The sequence below is a fragment of the Mycolicibacterium moriokaense genome (assembly GCF_010726085.1).
Classification (GTDB): Bacteria; Actinomycetota; Actinomycetes; order Mycobacteriales; family Mycobacteriaceae; genus Mycobacterium; species Mycobacterium moriokaense.
In genome coordinates, this window is record NZ_AP022560.1 from 2,752,698 (window position 1) to 2,774,934 (window position 22,237).

General features: G+C 66.3%; 23 protein-coding genes. 12 read left to right on the top strand and 11 right to left on the bottom strand.

Going from position 1 to position 22,237, the window contains the following annotated elements; all coding sequences use genetic code 11:
- The first annotated feature begins 121 nt into the window (after positions 1 to 121).
- The 5 genes from G6N43_RS13465 (at position 122) to G6N43_RS13485 (ending at position 5,057) form a co-directional block, all read left to right on the top strand.
- Positions 122 to 1,147 carry a sulfate ABC transporter substrate-binding protein gene (locus G6N43_RS13465; protein WP_083150069.1) on the top strand — a complete coding sequence of 342 codons (1,026 nt, stop codon included), beginning with the start codon at positions 122 to 124 and terminating at the stop codon, positions 1,145 to 1,147.
- Positions 1,144 to 2,022 (top strand): sulfate ABC transporter permease subunit CysT, encoded by an 879-nt coding sequence (gene cysT, locus G6N43_RS13470; RefSeq protein ID WP_083150068.1) that lies wholly within the window; start codon positions 1,144 to 1,146, stop codon positions 2,020 to 2,022. The genes G6N43_RS13465 and cysT overlap by 4 nt, the downstream gene beginning before the upstream one ends.
- Positions 2,019 to 2,837 carry a sulfate ABC transporter permease subunit CysW gene (gene cysW / locus G6N43_RS13475; protein WP_083150067.1) on the top strand — a complete coding sequence of 273 codons (819 nt, stop codon included), beginning with the start codon at positions 2,019 to 2,021 and terminating at the stop codon, positions 2,835 to 2,837. Before cysT ends, cysW begins: the two co-directional genes overlap by 4 nt.
- A 16-nt stretch (positions 2,838 to 2,853) precedes the next feature.
- Positions 2,854 to 3,906: a sulfate/molybdate ABC transporter ATP-binding protein gene (locus G6N43_RS13480; protein ID WP_083150066.1), complete on the top strand. Its 1,053-nt coding sequence runs from the start codon at positions 2,854 to 2,856 to the stop codon at positions 3,904 to 3,906.
- Positions 3,907 to 3,998: 92 nt separating this feature from the next.
- A complete protein-coding gene (locus G6N43_RS13485; protein ID WP_083150065.1) occupies positions 3,999 to 5,057 on the top strand; it encodes a sulfate/molybdate ABC transporter ATP-binding protein in 1,059 nt (352 codons plus the stop codon).
- Between the two features lie 108 nt (positions 5,058 to 5,165).
- Here the strand turns inward: G6N43_RS13485 and G6N43_RS13490 are convergent, their stop codons facing one another.
- From G6N43_RS13490 to G6N43_RS13520, 7 genes are all read right to left on the bottom strand, one after another.
- Positions 5,166 to 6,401 (bottom strand): acyl-CoA dehydrogenase family protein, encoded by a 1,236-nt coding sequence (locus G6N43_RS13490; protein WP_083150064.1) that lies wholly within the window; start codon positions 6,399 to 6,401, stop codon positions 5,166 to 5,168.
- Between the two features lie 13 nt (positions 6,402 to 6,414).
- Positions 6,415 to 7,461, bottom strand: a complete 1,047-nt coding sequence (locus tag G6N43_RS13495; RefSeq protein WP_083150063.1) for an LLM class flavin-dependent oxidoreductase — start codon at positions 7,459 to 7,461, stop codon at positions 6,415 to 6,417.
- Positions 7,458 to 8,810: a glutamine synthetase family protein gene (locus tag G6N43_RS13500; protein ID WP_083150062.1), complete on the bottom strand. Its 1,353-nt coding sequence runs from the start codon at positions 8,808 to 8,810 to the stop codon at positions 7,458 to 7,460. The genes G6N43_RS13495 and G6N43_RS13500 overlap by 4 nt, the downstream gene beginning before the upstream one ends.
- Positions 8,807 to 10,246, bottom strand: a complete 1,440-nt coding sequence (locus G6N43_RS13505) for an APC family permease (RefSeq protein WP_083150061.1) — start codon at positions 10,244 to 10,246, stop codon at positions 8,807 to 8,809. Before G6N43_RS13505 ends, G6N43_RS13500 begins: the two co-directional genes overlap by 4 nt.
- Positions 10,247 to 10,342: 96 nt before the next feature.
- Positions 10,343 to 11,152, bottom strand: a complete 810-nt coding sequence (locus tag G6N43_RS13510; protein WP_083150060.1) for an ABC transporter ATP-binding protein — start codon at positions 11,150 to 11,152, stop codon at positions 10,343 to 10,345.
- A complete protein-coding gene (locus tag G6N43_RS13515) occupies positions 11,136 to 12,173 on the bottom strand; it encodes a taurine ABC transporter substrate-binding protein (RefSeq protein WP_083150059.1) in 1,038 nt (345 codons plus the stop codon). The genes G6N43_RS13510 and G6N43_RS13515 overlap by 17 nt, the downstream gene beginning before the upstream one ends.
- Positions 12,170 to 13,033: an ABC transporter permease gene (locus G6N43_RS13520; protein WP_083150058.1), complete on the bottom strand. Its 864-nt coding sequence runs from the start codon at positions 13,031 to 13,033 to the stop codon at positions 12,170 to 12,172. The genes G6N43_RS13515 and G6N43_RS13520 overlap by 4 nt, the downstream gene beginning before the upstream one ends.
- A 236-nt stretch (positions 13,034 to 13,269) precedes the next feature.
- Between G6N43_RS13520 and G6N43_RS13525 the strand changes: the two genes are divergently transcribed.
- Together G6N43_RS13525 and G6N43_RS13530 are read left to right on the top strand one after the other, a co-directional pair.
- Positions 13,270 to 14,340, top strand: a complete 1,071-nt coding sequence (locus G6N43_RS13525) for an LLM class flavin-dependent oxidoreductase (RefSeq protein ID WP_083150234.1) — start codon at positions 13,270 to 13,272, stop codon at positions 14,338 to 14,340.
- Between the two features lie 17 nt (positions 14,341 to 14,357).
- Positions 14,358 to 15,125 (top strand): DUF1684 domain-containing protein, encoded by a 768-nt coding sequence (locus G6N43_RS13530; RefSeq protein WP_083150057.1) that lies wholly within the window; start codon positions 14,358 to 14,360, stop codon positions 15,123 to 15,125.
- A 4-nt stretch (positions 15,126 to 15,129) separates the two neighbouring features.
- Here the strand turns inward: G6N43_RS13530 and G6N43_RS13535 are convergent, their stop codons facing one another.
- The 4 genes from G6N43_RS13535 to G6N43_RS31045 form a co-directional block, all read right to left on the bottom strand.
- Positions 15,130 to 15,891, bottom strand: a complete 762-nt coding sequence (locus tag G6N43_RS13535) for a sirohydrochlorin chelatase (protein ID WP_083150056.1) — start codon at positions 15,889 to 15,891, stop codon at positions 15,130 to 15,132.
- Entirely contained in the window at positions 15,870 to 16,562 is a 693-nt protein-coding gene (locus G6N43_RS13540) for a phosphoadenylyl-sulfate reductase (protein WP_083150233.1), read from the bottom strand. The genes G6N43_RS13535 and G6N43_RS13540 overlap by 22 nt, the downstream gene beginning before the upstream one ends.
- Before the next feature lie 8 nt (positions 16,563 to 16,570).
- Complete coding sequence (locus G6N43_RS13545; protein ID WP_083150055.1) at positions 16,571 to 18,250, bottom strand: nitrite/sulfite reductase; 1,680 nt, start codon at positions 18,248 to 18,250, stop codon at positions 16,571 to 16,573.
- Between the two features lie 115 nt (positions 18,251 to 18,365).
- Entirely contained in the window at positions 18,366 to 18,419 is a 54-nt protein-coding gene (locus G6N43_RS31045) for a hypothetical protein (protein ID WP_407664912.1), read from the bottom strand.
- 137 nt (positions 18,420 to 18,556) lie between these two features.
- On the opposite strand from G6N43_RS31045, the gene hemW reads away from it, so the two are divergent.
- The 5 genes from hemW (at position 18,557) to G6N43_RS13570 (ending at position 22,224) form a co-directional block, all read left to right on the top strand.
- Positions 18,557 to 19,738, top strand: a complete 1,182-nt coding sequence (hemW, locus tag G6N43_RS13550; RefSeq protein WP_083150054.1) for a radical SAM family heme chaperone HemW — start codon at positions 18,557 to 18,559, stop codon at positions 19,736 to 19,738.
- A gap of 124 nt (positions 19,739 to 19,862) precedes the next feature.
- The gene (locus G6N43_RS13555) at positions 19,863 to 20,378 is read left to right on the top strand and encodes a sigma-70 family RNA polymerase sigma factor (protein WP_083150053.1); all 516 of its coding nucleotides are present in this window, start codon (positions 19,863 to 19,865) and stop codon (positions 20,376 to 20,378) included.
- Positions 20,371 to 21,078: an anti-sigma factor gene (locus tag G6N43_RS13560; protein WP_083150052.1), complete on the top strand. Its 708-nt coding sequence runs from the start codon at positions 20,371 to 20,373 to the stop codon at positions 21,076 to 21,078. The genes G6N43_RS13555 and G6N43_RS13560 overlap by 8 nt, the downstream gene beginning before the upstream one ends.
- A gap of 125 nt (positions 21,079 to 21,203) precedes the next feature.
- Positions 21,204 to 21,500 carry a hypothetical protein gene (locus G6N43_RS13565; protein WP_133056541.1) on the top strand — a complete coding sequence of 99 codons (297 nt, stop codon included), beginning with the start codon at positions 21,204 to 21,206 and terminating at the stop codon, positions 21,498 to 21,500.
- Between the two features lie 166 nt (positions 21,501 to 21,666).
- On the top strand, positions 21,667 to 22,224 hold the full coding sequence (locus tag G6N43_RS13570; protein ID WP_133056540.1) for a hypothetical protein: 558 nt from the start codon (positions 21,667 to 21,669) through the stop codon (positions 22,222 to 22,224).
- Positions 22,225 to 22,237 lie beyond the last annotated feature (13 nt).

Genomic DNA, 22,237 nt, shown 5'->3' on the forward strand with positions numbered 1-22,237 from the left:
TCCCCGTGCGCGGTATGGCGTCGGTGACGGCTGTGGTTTGAGCCCTGCTACCGATCCTTCGTCGTTCTGTCGCCACGGGACTGCTCGCTAACGCCCCTGGAAATAGGAACGAAAGGTCACCATGTTCAGCACCTTCAAACCCCTCAAGAGCTGGCGCACAGCCGCCGCGCTCGCCGCAACCGCGGCGGTGCTGGCCGGCTGCAGCGGCGGCGCAAGCGACGTCGCGGGTGACGGGGGTGGCGGTTCCAACGCGCACACCACGCTGACCCTGGTCGCTTACGCCGTGCCAGAACCGGGCTGGAGCAAGACCAGCGCCGCATTCGCCGCCACGCCGGAGGGTGAAGGTGTCGAGGTCACGGCGTCCTACGGGGCCTCAGGTGATCAGTCCCGTGCGGTGGAGTCCGGAAAGCCCGCCGACGTGGTGAACTTCTCCGTCGAGCCCGATATCACGCGGCTGGTGAAGGCTGGTCTGGTCAACGAGGACTGGAACGCCGGTGTCCAGAAGGGCGTGCCGTTCGGTTCGGTGGTGACCTTCGCCGTCCGCCCTGGCAATCCGAAGAACATCCGCGACTGGGACGATCTGCTGAAGCCGGGCATCGAGGTCATCACCCCGAGCCCGCTGAGCTCGGGCGCGGCGAAGTGGAACCTGTTGGCGCCGTACGCCGTGAAGAGCAACGGCGGGCAGGACCCCGCGGCCGGCCTCGCCTATGTCGACGAGCTGGTGCGGCAGCACGTGAAGCTGCGCCCGGGTTCGGGTCGTGAGGCCACCGACGTGTTCGCTCAGGGCACCGGTGACGTGCTGCTGGCGTACGAGAACGAAGCGATCAACTTCAACCTCGAGCACGTCACGCCGCCGCAGACCTTCAAGATCGAGAACCCGGTGGCTGTGGTCAACACCAGCCAGCACCAGGAGAAGGCGCGGGAGTTCGTGAACTTCCAGTTCACCCCGGAAGGTCAGAAGCTGTGGGCCGAGGCCGGCTTCCGGCCGGTTGACCCCGCCGTTCTGGCGCAGTTCGCCGACAAGTACCCGGCGCCGCAGAAGCTGTGGACGATCGCCGATCTCGGCGGCTGGGCCGACGTCGACCCGGCGCTGTTCGACAAGAAGAACGGCACGATCACCAAGATCTACACAGAAACCACGGGATGACCTCGGTTATCGACCCGAATCCAGAAGCCAGCCGCCCCGAGCCCGGCTCCGACAACGGGCCGAGCCGGGGGGCCGGCGTCCTGCGGCCCGACGGGGCCCGCCTCCAGGTGGGTGTCGCCGTGGTGTGGCTGTCGCTCATCGTGCTGCTGCCGCTGGCCGCCATCCTGTGGACCTCGATCGAGGGCGGCCCTGCGGAGTTCTGGAACTCAGTCACCACACCGTCGGCGCTGGCCTCGTTCCGGGTGACCCTGACCATCTCGGTCATCGTCACGGTGATCAACGTGGTGTTCGGCGTCCTCATCGCCTGGGTGCTGGTCCGGGACGACTTCCCGCTCAAACGGGTGGTCGACGTGGTCATCGACCTACCGTTCGCGCTGCCAACCATCGTCGCCAGCCTGGTGTTGCTTTCCCTGTACGGACCCGGCAGCCCGGTGGGCATCCACATCCAGCACACCGCGTGGGGTGTGGGGTTGGCCCTCGCGTTCGTCACGCTGCCGTTCGTGGTCCGTGCCGTCCAGCCGGTGCTGCTCGAGTTGGACAGCGAGGTCGAAGAAGCCGCGGCCTCGCTGGGCGCCAACAACCTGACGATCTTCGTCAAGGTCATCCTGCCGGCGCTGGCGCCATCGCTGCTGTCCGGCGCGGGTCTGGCATTCTCCAGGGCGATCGGAGAATTCGGTTCGATCGTGCTGATCGGCGGTGCCATCCCGGGCAAGACCGAGGTGTCCTCGCAGTGGATCCGGACGCTTATCGAGAACGATGACCGTGCGGGCGCAGCAGCGGTTTCAATTGTGCTGCTTGCGATCTCGTTCGTCGTCCTCTTCGTCCTGAGGTACTTCGGCGCACGCGCCGCGAAGCGGGAGCAGGCTGCACGATGAAGCTCGCTCTACCGACCCGTTTGACGCTGCGGTTCCTTGCGATCGCTTACGTCTTCGCACTGCTGCTCGTCCCGTTGGGGGCGATCCTGTGGCGGTCGTTCAGTCCCGGGCTGGGCGAGTTCTGGGCATCCATCACCACCCCCGCCGCGCAGTCGGCGCTGCAGCTGTCGCTGCTGGTGGTGGCGATCGTGGTGCCGCTGAACGTCGTTTTCGGTGTGCCGACCGCGATTGTGTTGGCGCGCAGAAAGTTCCGTGGCAAGAACGCCCTTCAGGCAGTCATCGATCTACCGTTCGCGGTGTCGCCGGTGGTTGTGGGCGTCGCGCTGATCGTGCTGTGGGGTACTGCAGGCCTGTTCGGTTTCGTGGAGAACAACCTCGGCTTCAAGATCATCTTCGGGTTCCCCGGGATCGTGCTTGCCAGCATCTTCGTGACGCTCCCGTTCGTGATCCGCGAGGTCGAGCCGGTCCTGCATGAAATCGGTACGGACCAGGAGGAGGCGTCGGCCACGCTGGGCGCCAGTTGGTGGCAGACGTTCTGGCGGGTCACGCTGCCCTCGATACGTTGGGGGTTGACGTACGGCGTGGTGCTGACAGTGGCCCGCACTCTCGGCGAGTTCGGCGCCGTGCTGGTCGTGTCGTCGAACCTGCCCGGTAAGTCGCAGACACTGACGCTGCTTGTCCACGACCGATACACGCTCGGCAATCCGTATGGCGCCTACACCGTTTCGACGGTGCTGATGGCAGTGGCCGTGTCCGTGCTGGTGGTCCAGATCGTGCTGGACGCTCAGCGCAAACGCACCAAGACCGACGATTGATCCCAGGAGAAGATGCATGTCCACCGATCTGGCCATTGTGGTGCGGGGTGCGAACAAGCACTACGGTGACTTCGCGGCACTCGAGAACGTCGATTTCGAGGTGCCGAAAGGCTCGCTGACCTCGCTGCTGGGTCCGAGTGGCTCGGGCAAGTCCACGTTGTTGCGTGCGATCGCCGGACTCGATCAACCCGATTCCGGCACGGTGACGATCAACGGCCGCGATGTGACCAACGAACCGCCGCAGCGGCGTGGCATCGGATTCGTCTTCCAGCACTACGCGGCGTTCAAGCATCTGACGGTGCGCGACAACGTGGCGTTCGGGCTGCGAATCCGCAAGCGGCCCAAGGCCGAGGTCAATCGGAAGGTCGACGAGCTGCTCGAGGTCGTGGGTCTCGCCGGCTTCAAAGACCGTTACCCCGCACAGCTTTCGGGCGGTCAGCGTCAGCGCATGGCGCTCGCGCGGGCACTTGCCATCGACCCTGAGGTGCTGCTGCTCGACGAGCCGTTCGGTGCGTTGGACGCCAAGGTGCGTGAGGATCTGCGCGCGTGGCTGCGTCGGCTCCACAACGAGGTGCACGTGACCACCGTGCTGGTGACCCATGACCAGGCGGAGGCGCTCGATGTCTCCGACCGCATCGCGGTGCTCAACAAGGGTCGCATCGAACAGGTCGGGTCTCCGGTCGAGGTGTACGACGAGCCGGTGAACGAGTTCGTGTTGTCGTTCCTCGGCGCCGTGTCGGCTCTGGACGGTGCACTCGTTCGTCCGCACGACATTCGAGTCGGCCGCGATCCCGAACTCGTCGTCGCCTTCGACGCCGGCACGGAAACAACCGGTGTCGTGAAGGCGACGATCGACCGTGTCGTCAAGCTGGGATTCGAGGTGCGCGTGGAGCTCACCGACGTCGCCACCGATTCACCGTTCACCGCCGAGATCACCCGCGGCGACGCCGAGGCATTGGGCCTCGCAGCGGGGGACACCGTCTACGTCCGGGCCACCCGGGTCCCGCCGCTGGGGTCCAAGAGTCGTGTGACCAAGGACGGCGACTCGGAGCGGCTGCTCACCAGCTGAGGCCTGTGACACTGGACGGTCGACACCTCTTCCGGAGTCGCCGGCGAGTGACGTGCGTGACGAGCAACTAGGCTCCCAGCTGAGGAGATGATATGACCAACGCCATCGTGGTCCGGGGGGCCAATAAGCACTACGGTGACTTCGCCGCGCTCGACAACGTCGACTTCGAGGTGCCGACGGGCTCGCTGACGGCGCTGTTGGGACCCAGCGGTTCGGGTAAGTCGACACTGCTGCGCGCGATCGCCGGCCTCGACCAGCCGGACACCGGCACCATCACCATCAACGGGCAGGACGTCACCGATGTGCCGCCGCAACGGCGTGGCATCGGGTTCGTGTTCCAGCATTACGCCGCCTTCAAGCATCTGACGGTCCGGGACAACATCGCCTTCGGGCTGAAGATCCGCAAGCGGCCCAAGAACGAGATCAAGGACAGGGTCGACAACCTACTCGAGGTGGTGGGCCTGAGCGGCTTCCAGAGTCGCTACCCGAACCAGCTCTCGGGTGGGCAGCGTCAGCGCATGGCGTTGGCGCGTGCGTTGGCCGTCGACCCTGAGGTGCTACTGCTCGACGAGCCGTTCGGTGCGTTGGACGCCAAGGTGCGCGAAGACCTGCGCGCCTGGCTGCGCCGACTGCACGACGAGGTTCATGTGACGACCGTGTTGGTGACCCATGACCAGGCCGAGGCGCTCGATGTCGCGGACCGGATCGCGGTGCTCAACAAGGGCCGCATCGAGCAAGTCGGTTCTCCCACCGAGGTTTACGACAAGCCGGCCAATGCGTTTGTGATGTCGTTCCTCGGCACGGTGTCGTCCCTGAACGGCACCCTGGTCCGGCCGCATGACATTCGCGTCGGCCGCAATCCCGATATGGCGATCGCCACCAGCGATCAGTCCGTCCAGGCCACCGGCGTGGTGCGGGCCACCATCGAGCGGATCGTCATGCTGGGCTTCGAAGTTCGTGTCGAGCTCATCAGCGCAGCGGACAACACCCCGTTCACCGCGCAGATCACCCGTGGCGATGCCGAGGCCCTCGGGTTGAAGGAGGGCGACACCGTGTACGTGCGTGCGACGCGGGTTCCCGAACTTCCCGACGACACCAAGGTTCCCGTGGCAGACGCCGCCGATGACGACGAGTCACTGACGAACGCCTGAGCCTGTGATTGTCGTGAGCAGGGCCCACATCCGCGAGCAGACGCAAAGGCCCCCCACACGCCGTGTTTTAGGGTGCTTTTGCGTCTGCTCGCGGATGTGACGGGGCGCTCAGAAGTAGCCGTTTGCCGGCGGGAAGACTCCGTTGACGGCATAGTTGCCCGCGGCATATGCCTTGTACGCCAACGGACTATGCGTGGCGAGGGTGCGGACGTTGCGCCAGTGCCGGTCCAGGTTCAGCGCGCGGGCGGTGGCCGACGCGCCTCCGGTGTCGAACAACCGCTCGGCCGCCGAGACGGTCAACCGTTCCGCCACCAATTGAGCCTTGGCGACCGTGACGGCGACATCGGCGACGGCGTCCTGGTCATGCTGCAGACCCTCGTCGACCAGACGGTCGATCGCATCCGCTGCCGTCAGGACGACGGCTTCTGCCGAGTATGCGGCAGCAGAGATGTCTCCGACCGCTTGCAGGACAAAGGGATCGGTGGCCGCACTGTCCGCGACCGAATGCGCCGCCGGGCGTGCCTTGGTGCGGACATACTCGACCGCGTCGTCGAACACGGCGTAGGCGATGCCGACCGCCACCGACGCCAGGTACAGCTGCAGGAATGAGGTCCCATGCCCGAGCGTGTTGCCCTCGGAAGCCGTGACGACCTCGTCGGCGTGCACCTCGACCTCGGTGAAACGGGTGCCGCCACTGGCGGTGGTGCGCTGGCCGAATCCGTCCCAGTCGTCGAACAATTCGACTCCGGCGCGATCGACCGGGATGATGGCCTGCACGTCGCGGCCGTCCGCGTCCAATGCCGACACGGCGATGACGTCGGCGAACAGCGTCCCGGTGGAGTAGAACTTGTAGCCGTTGAGCCGTAGCACGCCCGAGGTGTCGGGAAGCACCTTGGTGTCGGCGCTCGACGGCGCTCTGCCCGCCGCATCCGTGATCGCGTTGCCGAAGACGAGGCCCGCGTTGATGCGCGGGAACCACTCGGCACGTTCGGCGGGAAGCGCGCGGTTACTCAGCAGGCGTTCGGAGAAGCCGAAGTGTGCCCGCAGCGCCTGCGCGACATTGGAACTCCCGCGGCCGATCTGGATCACCGCACTGAGCACGTCGCGCGCACTGCCGCCGGGGCCACCGAACTCCGTAGGGACGCGTAATGCGAGCACACCCGTGCGCCGGATCACTTCGACGGCGTCGTACTGCAGTACCCGCTCGCGCTCGGCGGTTGGGTCCTCGCGACGCAGCGCCGCCACGACCTCGGGGAGCCTGGCCAAGCGTTCGGTCACCGACCCGCCGAGGGGCTCGGTGGTGAACGGTGAGCGCGGCGCGACGGGTTCGCGGCTGAGGGTCATAGGGACTCCATGGTCATCGGAAGTGGGGAATGATCTTGTCCGCGAACCGGTCCAGCTCGGACTCGATCGGCTGGAACTGGAGCATGAACAGCTCGATACCGGCGTCGTGGAACGCGTGGATGCGCTCGATGACCTGGTCGTAGCTGCCGACCAGGCCGGCCAGTGTGCCGCCGTTGGAGCCGATTCGCTTGGCGCCGGAGAGCACCTTGTACATCTGGGTCTTGGGGTCGGTGCCGCCGGAGATCTCGGGCCTGTCCACCGCCTCGTCGAGAGCGTGCAGATAGTCCAGCTCGGCGAGCGCCTCCTCCTCCGTATCGCGCGCGATCACGAACGCGGACAAGCCGAATCGCAGCGGGGCGCCGTCCCGCGGCCGGGCCCTCAGGTCCTCGATGACCTCGATGGTGTCGGGCAGCGGCCGACCGTTGATGAAGAACACGTCGGCCTTTTCGGCGGCGAGCGCCCGGCCGGGTTCGGACTCGCCGCCGACGTACAACGGCGGCGGGTCGGCCGGTGCGGGCCGGATCAAGGCCGGCTGGCCACCGTGATCGCCGATCGCGACGTGCTTACCCGCCCACAGGTCGGTGACGATCGAGAGCCACTCGCGCGAATACGCATACCTGTCATCGTGATCGAGCGGATCCAGTCCCAGACCCTCCAATTCGGGCAGGAACCATCCGGTGACGAGGTTGACGGACAACCGGCCCTCGGCGATGTCGGCGATGTTGGCGGCGATCTTCGCGAACACCAACGGGTTGAACAGCAGGGGTTTCACCGCACCGATCAGCTCGATGCGCGAGGTCGCCTCCGCGACCGCCGCGATCGTCGACCACGTTTCGAGCACGTCGTCCTCGGTATTGCTGGGGTGAATGACGTGCTGTGCCACCAGGGTCGAGTCGAAGCCCGCCGCCTCGGCACGCAGCAGCAGATCGCGGGTGCGGCGGTAGCTCGCGTCGGGCGCGTCCTGTGGATGCTCGCGTGCGCCGTGGTTGCCGTAGACCGGCGCCCACACGCCGAAGCGCGGAGCCGCACGGCCGGCGACATGGGGACCCGGAGAGGTCATGAGCGGGCCAGGTAGCGCCTGCGCTCCCAGTCGCTGACCTCGTTCGAGTACTCCACCCATTCGCTGCGCGCCAGCGCCGCGAAGTCACGCACCGAACCGCCACCGAGGATCTCGGCGATGGTGTCGTCGCGGGTCGCCAATTCCACTGCCACGCCAAGTGATTCGGGCAGCGGAACACCCTGCGTATAGAGGTTGCCGCCCTCCAGGGGAGGGGGAGTGGCCTTGGCCTCCAGCCCCGCGATCACCGCAGCCAGTGCGGCGGCGATCAACCAGTACGGGTTCGCGTCCGAGGCGCCGCTGCGCAACTCCAGCCTCGTCGCCGACGGGTCGGCCTCGACCAGCGAGCGCACCGCGGCGCTGCGGTTGTCGCGGCTCCACGTCACGGTTGCCGGCGCGAACGAGTCGGGGACGAAGCGCCGGTAGGCGTTGACCGAGTGCGCCCCGAACAACGTGATGGACGGCAGATGCTCGAGCAGACCCGCGATCGCGTGCAGTGCGGTCTCGTTCTCGGCGCCGTCCGTCGGCGCGAAGGCCGCCTTGCCGTCGCGCCAGAGCGAGATGTGCAGATGCTGGCTGCTGCCGGAGTGTTCGGTGAACGGCTTCGGCATGAAACTCGCGATCTTGCCGTGCTTTCGCGCCACCTCTTTGGCGGCGTACTTGAGCCGGACCGCATCGTCGGCGGCCTCCAACGCATCGGTGTAGACGAGGTTGGTCTCGATCTGGCCCGGGCCGTACTCAGTCTGAATGCCCTCCAGACGCGTGAAGGCGCTCAAGGTCTCGTAGAGATCGGTGAGCAACGGGTCGAGCGCGTTGGCGTTCTCCAGCGAGTAGGCGTGGATGTCGTCCTGGAACGGTGAGCCGTCGGCGTTGAGCAGATAGAGCTCGAACTCGACCCCGATCTTCGCGGTGTAACCGAGCGACGCGAGCCGCGCGAGCACCCTCTTGAGCACCGCGCGCGGGTCGAGCAGCGACGGGCTGCGATCGTGGGCAACGATATCGGAGATCACGTGACCCACACGCGGACGCCACGGCAGTGGCCGGTACGTCGCGAGGTCGGGTACGGCGAACACATCTGGGTAGCCGCCGGCCCAGTTGGTGAGTTCCAGCGACTCGACGACCGTGCCTTCGGTGTTCCACCCCAAAGATGCTTCGCAGAAGGCGAATCCGCTGCCGAGCGCCCGGCCCAGGAACTGCGACGCGGGAATCCGCTTGCCCTGTGCATGGCCGAACGGATCACTCCACGCCACCTCGATCTCGGTGAGCCAACCGTCGCCGAGTGCTTTGCGAAGCTCCCGTTCGCCCGCAGAAGCGGTGGGCCGCAACGTCTTTGTGTCCACGCTGTTCGTCATGACAGAGCAATCGTGTTGTCGCGCACCCTCGTTCCGACGACGGCGCCCGCCACGAACGACCCGACGAGCAGTCCGATGATGACCCAGGCCAGGATGCTGGATCCGCCGACGAGGGTGTAGAGGTTGGAGAGGATGAGTATCAGTGACACGAGCAGTCCGACCAGGCCGAGCGCCGGCGCGATGCGCACCCGCCACTGCGAGAGACCGCGCCTGTCCTTGCCGAAGAAGACCAGCACCGCGACGCTGGTCGCGATGAGCAGCACGATGATGCCGACGGTGGTGGTGCCGGCGAACCAGGTGTAGAACTGCGCGGCCGGGTCGAGCTTGAACACGACCGCGAGCGCGATGCTGATCGCGACGACGGCGGAGATCCACAGCGAGGCCCGGTGCGGGGAGCCGTGCTGGGGGTGCGGCTGGCTCAACGACGCGGGCAGCACGTCGCGCTGCGACAGCGCGAACAGGTAGCGCGCAGAGACGTTGTGGAACGCCAGGATGCAGGCGAACAGGCTGGTGAAATACAGCACGGTGATGATGTCGGCGCCGATGACGCCGATGTAGCGCGCCGCGGTGTCGCCGAGGAACGTGGCGCCGTTGTCGGTGGCGTGCGCCACGGCCGCGTCATCACCCCAGCCCGAGATCAATGCCCAACTGGTGACGGCGTAGAACACGCCGATCAGGATCAGCGCGACATAGGTGGCGCGGGGGATGGTGCGCTCCGGGGTGCGCGCTTCGTCGCGGAAGATGGCCGTCGCTTCGAAACCGACATAGCTGATGATTGCGAAAAGCAGTCCGATGCCCAACGATCCGGACACGATGGCGCTGGGGTTGACGATGCCGGTCGACAACCCGTGATCGCCGCCGCGGGCGATGATGACGAGATCGAGAACCACGACGATCGCGATCTCCGCGGTCAGCAGCACGCCGAGCACCCTGCTCGACAGTTCGATGTTGCGGTACCCGAGGAAGGTCACGACGGCGAAGGCCGCCGCCGCGAACAACCACCACGGCAGTGCCGGCCCGTCGAACAGTTCGACGACCGCAGCACCCGCCGGCCCGAGCAGCCCGTAGACGCCGGCTTCCAGGGCGACGTAGCTGAGGATCGCGACGAACGCGATGCCGATACCCGCCGGGAGTCCCAACGATTTACGCACATACGAGAAGAACGCGCCCGCCTCCTCGACGTGGGGTGTCATCGCGGTGAAGCCGACCGCGAAGAGCAGCAGGATGATCGTCGAGATGATGAACGTCGCGGGGAAGCCGGCGCCGTTGCCCGCAGCGAGACCCAGCGGCACGACACCGCCGATCACGCCGAGCGGTGCGGCCGCGGCCACCACCATGAAGACGATGGACGCCACGCCGAGGTTGCCACGCAGCTTGCGTGCCGGTGGGTCGGGCTCACCCTTTAAAGAATCTGGAGCTGCGGTGATTTCGGACATGAGGGGGCCATCCTTCGATGGGAAGAGTCGATAGGTCGGTTGGACGCTAGGCCGGTGGCCGGCGTTTCACCACATCTGAAGTCAGCGTGAGTCTTATTACGCCGCCGCGGCCTTGACCGCGCGGCCGACTTCGGTACGAATCGCCGTGTACTCGGGGGAGCGGCGGAGTTCGTCGGCGTCCACCCCGGTGCGAGGCAGGTCCACCGGGAGGTCCAGTGCCACCTGTCCCGGGCGCCGGGTGAGCACCACGATCCGCGAGCCGAGGAACGCGGCCTCGTCGGCGCTGTGTGTGACGAACACCGTGGTGCGCCCCGATTCGGCGCTCACCTGGCGGACGTCTTCCTGCAGCCGCTCGCGGGTGAGCGCGTCGAGCGCCGCGAACGGCTCGTCGAGAAGGAACAACGGCGTCTCGGCCGCCAATGCGCGCGCGATCGCGACGCGCTGTTGCTGGCCGCCGCTGATCTCCCAGATCTTGCGGTCGGCGGTGCCTTCGAGGCCCACCCGGGACAGCAGTTGCTCGCGCCGGTCCGCCCGGCGTTCCCGTGGCACCTTCGCATACTTGAGCGCCAGGTCGATGTTGCCGCCGACCGAGCGCCACGGGAACAGCCGTGGCTGCTGGAAGACCACACCCGCCGTCACGCCGGGAGTGGGTGGCGCGCCGGACACCTGAACCTGTCCCTCGCTTGGTGATTCGAAGCCGGCGAGCAGGCGCAGCAGTGTGCTCTTACCGCAGCCTGACGCACCGACCAGAACCAGGAACGATCCGGGGTCGATGCTGAGGTCGACCGGACCGAGCGCGGTGACCTCGTTGCGTCCTCTGCCGTAGCGGTGGGACACCCCGGCGATGCGGATCGCCGGGGTGTTGTCCTGCCGCGCATTGTCCTTCAGCTCACTGACTGAGGACACCCGGCAGCCCCTTGGTGTAGATCGCGTTCTGGAACGTCTCCAGCGGTGCGGCCGACGGAATCTGCTTCTGGTCGGCCAGGAACTGCGATGCGCTCTGCAGGTTGACGGCGAGGTTGCCCGGCTTCCCGTCGGTGCCAAGCCATTCCGGCGAACCGATCTCCTCGGGGGTCAGGAAGACGGCCTGCTTGATCTGACCTTCGGTCTCCTCGGGGGTCAGACCGATCTCGGCGGCGATGGCCTTCGCGGCTGCGGCGGGATCGTCGTTGATCTGGCTCGCGGCGCGGGCCTCCTGCTGGCGCCACACATCGACGACGTCGGGATGTGCGGCCGCGAACTCGTCGGAGACGACGGCCAGGTCCAGCGTGGGCTTACCCGCTTCGGCCAGCTGGCGGCTGGTGATCAGATCCTTGCCGGTCTTGCGGAGCTCGTCCAGGGTGGGCAGCCAGGTGTAGGCGGCGTCGATGTCCCCGCGATCCCATGCGGCCAGGATCGCCTGAGGCTGCAGGTCGATCAGCTGAACATCGCTGGCGGACAGGCCATTCTGGTCCAGCGCGGCCAGCAGGCTGTAGTGCGCAGTGGAGGCGAACGGGGTGGCGACCCGCTTGCCCTTCAGCGCCGCGATGGAGTCGATTCCGGTGCCGTCGCGTGCGACGAGCGCCTCGTTGTCACCGGCCACGTCGAGGATGAACGCGACCTTGTACGGAATGTTCAGCGGTTCCGAGAGTCCGCGGGCCACCGGGCTGGATCCCAGCGCGCCGAAGTCGAGTTCCTTGGCGATGAATGCGGTGTTGACGTCGGCGCCCGAGTCGAACTTGGTCCACTTGATGTTGTAGTCGGGCAGCGCCTCTTCCAGCCAGCGGTTGTTCTTGACGATGAGGTCCCCGCTGGGGAAGGTCTGGTAACCGATCCGGATGGTCGGCTTGTCGGCCTGCTGCTCCGACTTGTCGACGGAGCAACCCGTCAGTGCTGTCGCAGCGACGGCCGCTGCGGCGACTGCGGCTTTGAAGGCCTTGAATTTCATATCTTTCCTCTCCATGGGACCGCGCGCCGTTCGATGGCGCGAAGTAGACCGTCGATGACAAGCCCCGAGAACCCGATCGCGAAGATGCCGACGAGCACCACCGGGGTGTTGTTGTAATTGCTTGCGTCCTTGACCAATCCGCCGACACCGGGGATGCCGTTGAACAGTTCGGCTGCCACCACCGACGAGTACGCCATACCGACAGCCAGACGGATGCCGGTGAACGTCTCGGGCAGCGCCGAGGGGACGACGATGTCGCGGATGACCTCTGCGCGCGAAGCGCCCAGCGCCCGAGCGGCCTCCTGCAGACCCACCGGCGCGGCGACGACGGCTGCGGTGGTCGCCACGGCGGCGGGCGGCAGGGCCGCCAGAGCCAGCAGCGTGATCTTCGGCGCCTCGTCGATTCCGAGCCAGATGACGAGAAGGAAGAAGTAGGCCAGCGGCGGCAGCGCGCGCAGGAATGTCAGCCAGGGCTCGAGCACACTGCGGACCCAGCTGATCGAACCCATGATCAGGCCGAGCACCACGCCCACGGCGACGCCGATGACGACACCGGCGAGCACGCGACGCAGGGTCATGTAGAGGTGCTCCCACAACAGGTAGCCGGCGTATCCGCGGACGCCGTCATGCGTGGTGGACACGTCGATGAAGGCGCGCCACACCGTGGCGGGGTAGGGCACGAAGGTCTGATTCCAGATGCCGCTGGCCGCCGCGAGCTGCCACACGATGAAGAACACGACCAGCGAGAGCAGGGGCAGTGCCGCGCGGGTGAGCCGTCCGCGCCACTTGCCTGCAGGCGCGGCGGCGGCCGGCGAGCCGACCTGCGGCTCGTCGGGAGCGATATCTACGAACACCGACACTGTGAGCGACCTTCTGTTGCTGAGATGGACCGGAAAAGGGGCTAGCGACAGCAGGGGTCGTCAGACAGCGGCGCGGTCATTGGAGTATTAGTACCGGCTGGTCCGCAGCTGTGGGATATCTGTGATCACGGAGAATTTTATTTGCCGGGGGCGTAAAAGTACTGCTCGGGAATGAAATCGTGGCCGATGTCGTTCGCTACCATCGAGATAGCTATCCCCGCGGCCGGGAGATGCCGATGAAGTTCTTGTTGCTCACGCTGATTGCGCATCGTCGCGATCCGCGCACACGTGTGACGAAGAGTCCTGCCGAACGGTTGCAGGAGGTCGTCGATAACGCGGTACTGGGCGAAGAGCTCGGTTTCGACGGCTTCGCTGTCGGTGAGCGCCATGAGGATCCGTTCATCTCGTCGTCGCCGCCGGTGGTGTTGAGCAACATCGCCGCGCGCACATCGACGATCGGACTGTTCACCGCGGTCACGACGCTGAGCCTGCTCGACCCGGTGCGGGCGTTCGAGGACTACTCGACGCTCGACAACCTGTCCGGCGGTCGGCTGGAGTTGATCATCGGCAAAGGCAACGGTGCGGCGCAGGCCGAGTTGTTCCACGTGACGACCGCCGACCAGTGGGACCGCAACCGCGAGGGTTACGAGTTGTTCCGGGCCCTCTGGGACAGCGAGCGGGTCACATGGTCGGGTCGCTTCCGTCCACCGCTGGTCGACGCCAAGGCATTACCCCGTCCACTACAGAAGAAGATCCGCATTTGGCACGGCAGCGCAACCAGCAGGGACTCGGTGGATCTGGCTGCGCGGCACGGCGATCCGATCTTCTCGGCGAATGTGACGTATCCGATCGAGCCGTACGCCGAACTCGTTGACTACTACCGGCAGAGGTGGGAGTTCTACGGCCATGACCCGAACGACGCCCTGGTGGGTGCGGGAACCGCCGGCTTCCACATCGCACCGACCTCCCAGCAGGCGATCGAGGAGTATCGGCCCGCATTCGAGGCGCGTCTTGCGTTCGCGCGCAGCGCTGGTCTTCCCGTGGTGTTCGAGACGATCGAGGACTTCGTCGACCGCAGCTCGGCGCTGATCGGCAGCCCGCAGCAGGTGATCGACAAGGTGAGCCGCTATCACGCGCGGCTCGGGCACGAGGTTATCCACCTCAGCGCCGAAACCGACGGTGTCACCGAGGCGCAGAAACGACGCAGTCTCGAGCTGTTTCAGGCCGAGGCGGCCCCAGTACTTCGGCAACACCTGCCGAGCAGACCGCTGTCGGCGCAAGCCATCCGGCAAGAAGCCGTGGCCTGAGAAGGGACGTATGTCAGATGACGACGGTTGATCACGCCACAGAATCGGCGTTCGAGACGGCCTGGCAGGAATGGCACAGTGAGCGGGAGCGGTATTTCGGGGATCCGCTGGGCTGGGTCAGCCTGACCGGTTTGTATTGGCTCTCCGGTGATTACGAGACCGTCGGCGACCTGCCGGGTAGGTGGCGCGCTGATGAGAACGCGGTGTACGTCGAAGGGATCGACGGCACCGAACGGCTCGAACCGGTCGAGGGTGCGCCAGGGTTGCTCGTCGAAGACGGCGACCGTCGCATCGAAGTGATCCGCCGAACCGGCTCTGCGGCGCTGCGCGTGCACGACCCGCGTTCGCCGCACCTGCAGACGTATCACGGAATTCCGGCGTATCCGCCGAGTGAGAAGTGGGTTGTGCCAGGGCAATTCGTGCCGTTCGACAGTCCTATGCCGGTGACCACCGGCGCCGTCGTCGAGGGCCTCGAGCACCACCACCAGGCGGTCGGGGTCATCCATTTCAAACTGGACGACGTGCCATTGCAGCTGCTTGCGTTCACCGGTCGTGACGGAAATCTGCACATCCGGTTCACCGACGCGACCAGCGGTGTGACGACATACCGTGCATGCCGGGGGCTTTCGGTCACGGCGCCCGGCGAGGACGGTGCCGTGACACTCGACTTCAACCGGGCCGCCAACCTGCCGTGCGCATTCACCGACTATGCGACGTGCCCGGTAGCGCCGGCGGAGAACAGATTGGCCGTCCCCGTCGAGGCCGGCGAGAAGAACCCGCGCTAAGCCGTCAGGCCGCCTGGGCTGACGTCGCAGTCGCGGCGTCGAAGCGGTCCAGTACCGTCGCGGCGACCAGGTTGTGCGACCCGAGCGGCTCGGCCATCGGAATGCCCTGTGCCGAAGCATAATTCGCAACGCGATCGGTGATGATGCCGTGGGCGAGGAACCAGGGCGCGATCACCAGATGCCGGGCGCCACGGGCGCGCAATCGATCAGCGGCGTCCGCGACGCTGGGCTGAGGTCCGGTCGCGAATGCGACCTCGGCACCCGCCCAACGCGTGCCCCGGCTGAGGGCATGCGCCACGGTGGACGTCCGCGCGTTGGCCGCAGCGTTCGACGTGCCGACCGCGACGACCAGCACACCGAGACCCTCGCTTTCGGGGGACACCCCGATCTCCGAGAGTCGCAGCCGCACGACCGACAGCAGGGCGGGATCCTCTCCGAGTACATCAGCCTGTTCGATGGCCTGTTCGCCTCGCGACCCCGACGCGTCGATCATCGCGGGGATGTCGACTCGCGCGTGATAGGCGTCGGCCAGCAGGAACGGCACCACGACACCTGCGGGGAGGTCTGCCAGCACGTCGTCCAGACTCGGACCTGCCTTCTCCAGGAAGGCGGGGCGGACGTCGAGCCAAGGCCGCAGCCGCCGGATCCGGCCCGCCACGGCGTGCGTCACCGCCGCCGCACGTGGGTCGACGCTGCCGTGGGCCGCGAGCACAAGCGGCCCGTGAGCGGCAGTGAACGTCGTCGTCACGACGCGTGTAACCCGCATTCTGTCTTGGACTGCCCCGCCCAGCGGCCGCTACGCGGATCAGCACCATCAATGGGCTTCGCCGTGCACGGCGCGCAACCGATCGACGGATAGCCTTCGAAGACAAGGGGATTGACGAGTACATCGTTGGCGTCGATGTAGTTCTGCATGTCCTCGTCGGACCACGCTGCGATCGGGTTGATCTTCACCAAGCCAAACGCCTTGTCCCAGCTGATCAGTGGCGCATTGGCCCGCGTCGGCGCCTCCACCCGGCGGATGCCGGTGACCCAGGCGGAGTAACCGCGCAGCGCCTTGGACAGCGGCTCGACCTTGCGCATCCGGCAGCACTCACTGGGGTCGCGGGCGAACAGATCCTTGCCGAACAACTCGTCCTGCTTGGCCACGCTGTTCTCCGGCGTGACGTTTACCACATTGATGTTGTAGACCGCCTCGACGGCGTCGCGCGTGCCGATGGTCTCGACGAAGTGATAGCCGGTGTCGAGAAACAACACGTCGACGCCCGGACGCACCTTCGCGGCCAGATCGACCAGCACGGCGTCCTGCATGTTCGATGCGACGACATAGCTACCGCCGAAGTGCTCGTCCGTCCAGCGCAGCAGCTCTTCTGCGCTGGCGCCGTCGAGTTCGGCAGCGCCGCGCTCCGCCAATGCGATCAGGTCGCCTTCCGACATCGTTTCCGTCACCGCAAATCCGCCTCGTCTGCTCGTAGCGCCCACGTAGCGAAACGCTCGCCGTCCTCACGTTGTTTCACGAAGTTCCGAACAACGCGGTCGATGTAGTCACCCAGCTCGCTCGACAGCACCTTGTGCTGGCGCAGTTTGCGGCCGAACCCGCTGTCCAGGCCCAGGCTGCCGCCGAGGTGTACCTGGAAGCCCTCCTCAGGGCCGTTGCCTTCGTCGACCATCTGCCCCTTGAAGCCGATGTCGGCGACCTGGATACGCGCGCATGAGTTCGGGCATCCGTTGATGTTGATCGTGATCGGCACGTCGAGCTGCGCGTTGATGTCCTCCAGCCGCTTCTCCAACTCAGGCACCAGGACCTGCGAGCGCTTGCGCGTCTCGGCGAAGGACAGTTTGCAGAACTCGATACCCGTGCAGGCCATCAGGTTGCGGCGCCAGTGCGACGGCGTCGACGGCAGGCCGATGGCGTCCAGGCCGGCGCGCAGCTCGTCGAGCTTGTCGTCGGGGACGTCGAGGATGACCAGCTTCTGATATGGGGTGAAGCGGATGCGATCCGAACCGGCGGCCTCGGCCAGATCCGCGACCTGGGTCAGGATGGTGCCGGAGACCCGGCCTGCGATCGGAGATACGCCGACCGCGTTGAGGCCGTTCTTGAGCTTCTGCACGCCGACGTGGTCGATCGGATGCTTCACGGGAGTGGGTGCGGGTCCGTCAATCAAGGGCCGCTTCAGGTACTCGGTTTCGAGTACTTCCCTGAATTTCTCAATGCCCCAGTCTTTGATCAGGAACTTCAACCGTGCCTTGGACCGCAGACGCCGGTAGCCATAGTCGCGGAAGATCGAGACGACGGCCTCCCAGACGTCGGGCACCTCGTCGAGCGGCACCCAGACGCCGACCCGCTGAGCCAGCATCGGGTTGGTCGACAGGCCGCCGCCCACCCACAGGTCCAGACCAGGACCGTGTTCGGGATGCTCGACGCCGACGAATGCGACGTCGTTGACCTCGTGCACCACGTCCTGCAGACCTGAGATTGCGGTCTTGAACTTGCGCGGCAGGTTCGAGTACTCGGGCTTGCCGATGTAGCGCTTGACGATCTCGTTGATCGCGGGCGTCGCGTCGAGCACCTCGTCAAGCGACTCACCGGCCAGCGGCGAGCCGAGCACCACACGCGGGCAGTCGCCGCACGCCTCGGTGGTCTGCAGGCCGACGGCGTCGAGGCGCTTCCAGATCTCCGGCATGTTCTCGACCTCGACCCAGTGGTACTGGACGTTCTCGCGGTCGGAGATGTCGGCGGTGTCGCGGGCGAACTCGGTCGAGATCCCGCCGAGCGTGCGCAGGGCGGCCGCGCTGAGCGCACCGCCGTCGCAGCGGACCCGCAACATGAAGTAGGAGTCCTCAAGCATGTCGGTGTTGTCGTCGCCGGTCCAGGTGCCGTCGTACCCGGGCTTGCGCTGGGTGTACAGCCCCCACCAGCGGAAACGGCCACGCAAGTCGCCCTTGTCGATGCTGTCGAAGCCGTTCTTGGCGTAGATGTTCTCGATGCGTGCGCGCACGTTGAGCGGGTTGTCGTCCTTCTTGGACTGCTCGTTCGGGTTCAGGGGCTCGCGGTAGCCGAGCGCCCACTGGCCCTCGCCGCGGGGACGCTTGACCGGCTTGGGCTTCGATTCGGCTGTGGTCATGTGGTTGGCTCCTCCGTGGAGCCGGATCGCGCATGTCACCGGTGGGCTGACCGGCGGCGCAGATCCGGCGGCCAGCTAAAAGTTGGTGGTGGGCTGGGGTCCGAGAATCAGCGCGTCAGGGCAGACAACAACACGTACAAACGCGCTTGAAGTCCACATGACGCCGCATCACCAGCGAGACGCGGTGAGGATAGGTGCGGCCGGACTTCACGCCCGCAATTGTGCCATGGGCAGCGACGAATGCCCTAACCGGGCCAGATTTGTGCTCACGGTGAGCGAAACCCACGATCTGGGAAACTGGGCTGCATGACAGTCCGGACCGCGGGGACACGCGAGCTGCCTGACCTGGCGCTCACGCCGGGCCGCGCGTTCGGCATCTATATCCATGTGCCGTTCTGCGTCACCCGATGCGGCTACTGCGACTTCAACACCTATACCCCGTCCGAGCTGGGCGGCGCCAATCCCGACAGCTGGCTGGCGGCCCTGCGCGCCGAGCTGGCCCTGGCCGCCGATCGGCTGGGGTCCGCCCGGCCCGAGGTCGACACCGTGTTCGTCGGCGGTGGTACCCCGTCGATGCTCGGTGGGCAGGGTCTGGCGTCGGTGCTCGACGCTGTCCGCAGCCACTTCACCCTGGCCGCCGACGCCGAGGTCACGACTGAGGCCAACCCGGAATCCACCTCACCGCAGCTCTTCGAGCAGCTGTGCACGGCCGGGTTCACCCGGGTGTCGCTCGGGATGCAGTCGGTGGCACCGCATGTGCTGGCGGTGCTGGACCGGGTGCACTCGCCGGGCCGGGCGCTCGACGCGGCGCGTGATGCCCGCGCGGCGGGCTTTGACCACGTCAACCTCGACCTCATCTATGGGACGCCGGGGGAGACCGATGATGACCTGCGGCGTTCGGTGGATGCCGCGATCGAGGCCCAGGTCGACCACGTGTCGGCCTACGCGCTGGTCGTGGAGGACGGGACGGCGCTGGCTCGCCGGGTGCGCCGGGGCGAGATCAGCGCCCCCGACAACGACGTGCTCGCGCACCGCTACGAGCTGATCGATGCGCGGCTGTGCGCGGCCGGTCTGGGTTGGTACGAGGTGTCCAACTGGTGCCTGCCCGGCGGCGAGTGCCGACACAACATCGGCTACTGGAACGGCGGCGAATGGTGGGGTGCCGGGCCGGGCGCGCACGGCTATGTCGGCGCGACACGATGGTGGAATGTCAAGCACCCCAACGCTTATGCGCATGCGTTGGCCGAAGGCGTGCTGCCGGTCGCCGACTTCGAGCAGCTGGACTCCGGCGCGCAGCACACCGAGGACGTGATGTTGCGGGTGAGGCTGCGCGACGGGCTGCCGCTGGCGGCCTTGAACGATGCCGAGCGGCGTCGGGCGCAGACCGTGATCGAGGACGGGCTGCTGACCCGCGACGGTGACCGTCTGATCCTCACCGACCCGGGTCGGCTGTTGGCCGACGCGGTGGTCCGGACTCTCCTTGATTAGCGGGGGTTCCGGCACCTAGTGTGCGGTTAGCCGCGTTTGCGATTGCCAGTGAACGTTTTTGCGGTGGTCATCCGTTGTATGTGCGACGACGACGGAAAGCGAGGCACACGCGGGTGTATCGGACATGACTGATCCTGATCAAGCCGCGGTACTGCGAGCGATCCACGACGCCCATAGCCAGGATCTGCTGCGCTATGTACTGCGCTTGACGAGGGGTGACATGCCGTTCGCGGAGGACGTGGTGCAGGAGTCGCTGCTGCGGCTCTGGCGAAAGCCGGAGATTCTCGAGCAGCCGAGCGAATCGGCGCGCGCGTGGCTCTTCACCGTCGCCCGCAACCTCGTCATCGACGACCGGCGCAGCGCCCGCTACACCCGCGAACTACAGAGCGACACCCTGCCGGAGCGGCCGTCGCTGGACGCGATCGGACCCGCGGTCGACAAGTGGGTGCTCGCCGACGCGCTCAAGTCGCTGTCGGCAGACCATCGCAACGCCATCGTGCGCGCGTACTACCTCGGCCAGACCGTGGCCGACATCGCCGCCCACGAACAGGTTCCCGAGGGCACCATCAAATCCAGACTTCACTACGCGCTGCGCGCGTTACGAATTGCGTTGCAGGAAAGGGGGGTTGCTCGTGACTGACGAACGACCCGACGACGACGTCGCCGAATGGGACGCCGCCTATGTGCTCGGCGCGCTGAATCTGGAGGATCGGCGCACCTTCGAGAACTATCTCGCCGCGAACCCGGAGCGGAACGCCGAGCTCGACGAGATCGCCGCGATGCCAGACATTCTCAGCGTCCTCAGCCGCGATGAGGCGCTCGCGTTGACCGACATCGTCGACAGCCCCGCGGAGGTACCCCGCGGTGACAACGTCGCGTCGCTGGCTTACGCGGCGGCGGCGGCACGACAGCGGCGCTCGCGGCGCACCGGACTGGCCGTGTTCGTCGCGGCCGCCGCGACGTTGGCGATCATCGGCGGTGTCGTCGGCGCGACGGTCTTCCCGCGCACGACTGGGACCGTGCAGACGGTGGCGATGGCGCCAATGCAGCCAGGAGCCCGCGAGGGCCTGACCGCCGAGCTCGCCGTCACGGAGAAGAAGTGGGGCACCGAGCTGCACTGGGCCTGCCAGTACACCAAGCCCTGGTCGCGTGACGTCACGAGCTACGACATCGTCGTGACGACCAAGGACGGGGCGCAGACGACCGTCGGTTCCTGGCGGCCGGCGGGCGACGAGGCCACCGGGTTGTCGGCGGCCACGAGCATCCCCACCTCGGACATCCGCAGCGTCGACATCCGGGTGTCGGGCACCGACGAGCCGCTGGCGGTCAAGACCCTGTAGGCCCGCTGCCGCGAAAATGACTACCGCGCAAGCACTTCCAAACGTGACGGGTGTCACGCCCGTCGTCGCCGCGTAGCCAGAGCGTAGGCCTCAAAAAGTGGGGCGGGTGTGCCAGGATGGCCGCCATGACCTCAGATTTGTTAGGTAAGGCTATCCTCCTCGCTAGTGTTGCGGCTGAGGCGGGCCGTTTGGAGGCCCGGTTGCGGTTGGCGGCTATTGAGAAGTGGGTGCGTTGCATGACTGCGCTCGCTGTTATCGCAATCATCGTGGGCTGCCTGCCCATCGTTGCCGGGGCGGTCTACATGTTCCTGATAGGCCCTGGGGCGTTCATTGGGGCGCTGGTGACATGCGTGATTGTGGCTGGCGGTCTGGCCGCCGCGATTTGGGGTTTGTCCGTTCTCACTCTGGCAGGTGCGTCATGACTACTTCAACGGTGCCGTCGATTCGTTTTGTTGATCAGTTCACTGGTCGGGTTGCTCGAAGGTTTCCGTCCAGGTGTGAGGTATGCGGAATAAACCGAGTATTCACCGATGCGGTGCGGCGACTGAAGTTTGAGCTTTTGCATGAGGGCCACGGAGGGAAGTGCTGATGACCAGGGCCGCAGAAGTAGATGCGTATTTCCTTCCCGGCGTTTGCTTTGAACTGAACGGTGAGGTTGTTCCCGCCCGTGAACTCAGCTGGGCGATGTTCGCGTCATGCGGGTGCGTGTCGGGGATGCGCGTGATGACAGTCGACACCGTCACGCTCGACGATGCCTGGAAGCAGATGTCGGGCAACGCCCAGATGATTAAGCGGGACAAGGAACGTGGCTTTGACATCAGATTGGTGAAGCATCGGGAGATACCGTTCGATGACTGCCCGCACAGCCCGAAGTGGGGCTTCATGCCGCCACCGGTTCCGCCCGGGGACTCATGGGCCGCGAACCGTACTGGGCGTGTGCTGCATCTAGTTCCACTGACCGCGGCCGAGGACGACAGCGTCATCGACTGGGCTGAAGACGATGGTAGTTGGAGCCTCAAGGCAAGCAGTTTGTGCGGGAAGGCGACTGAGGCGGTTCGGGTCTGGTCGAAGAAGTGGTACCGGCTCGACGGCAAGGTTGAGTGCTCGCGGTGCGTGAAGCCGGCCGAAGCGCAGGCGCTCCTATGACTATTCGTGCGTT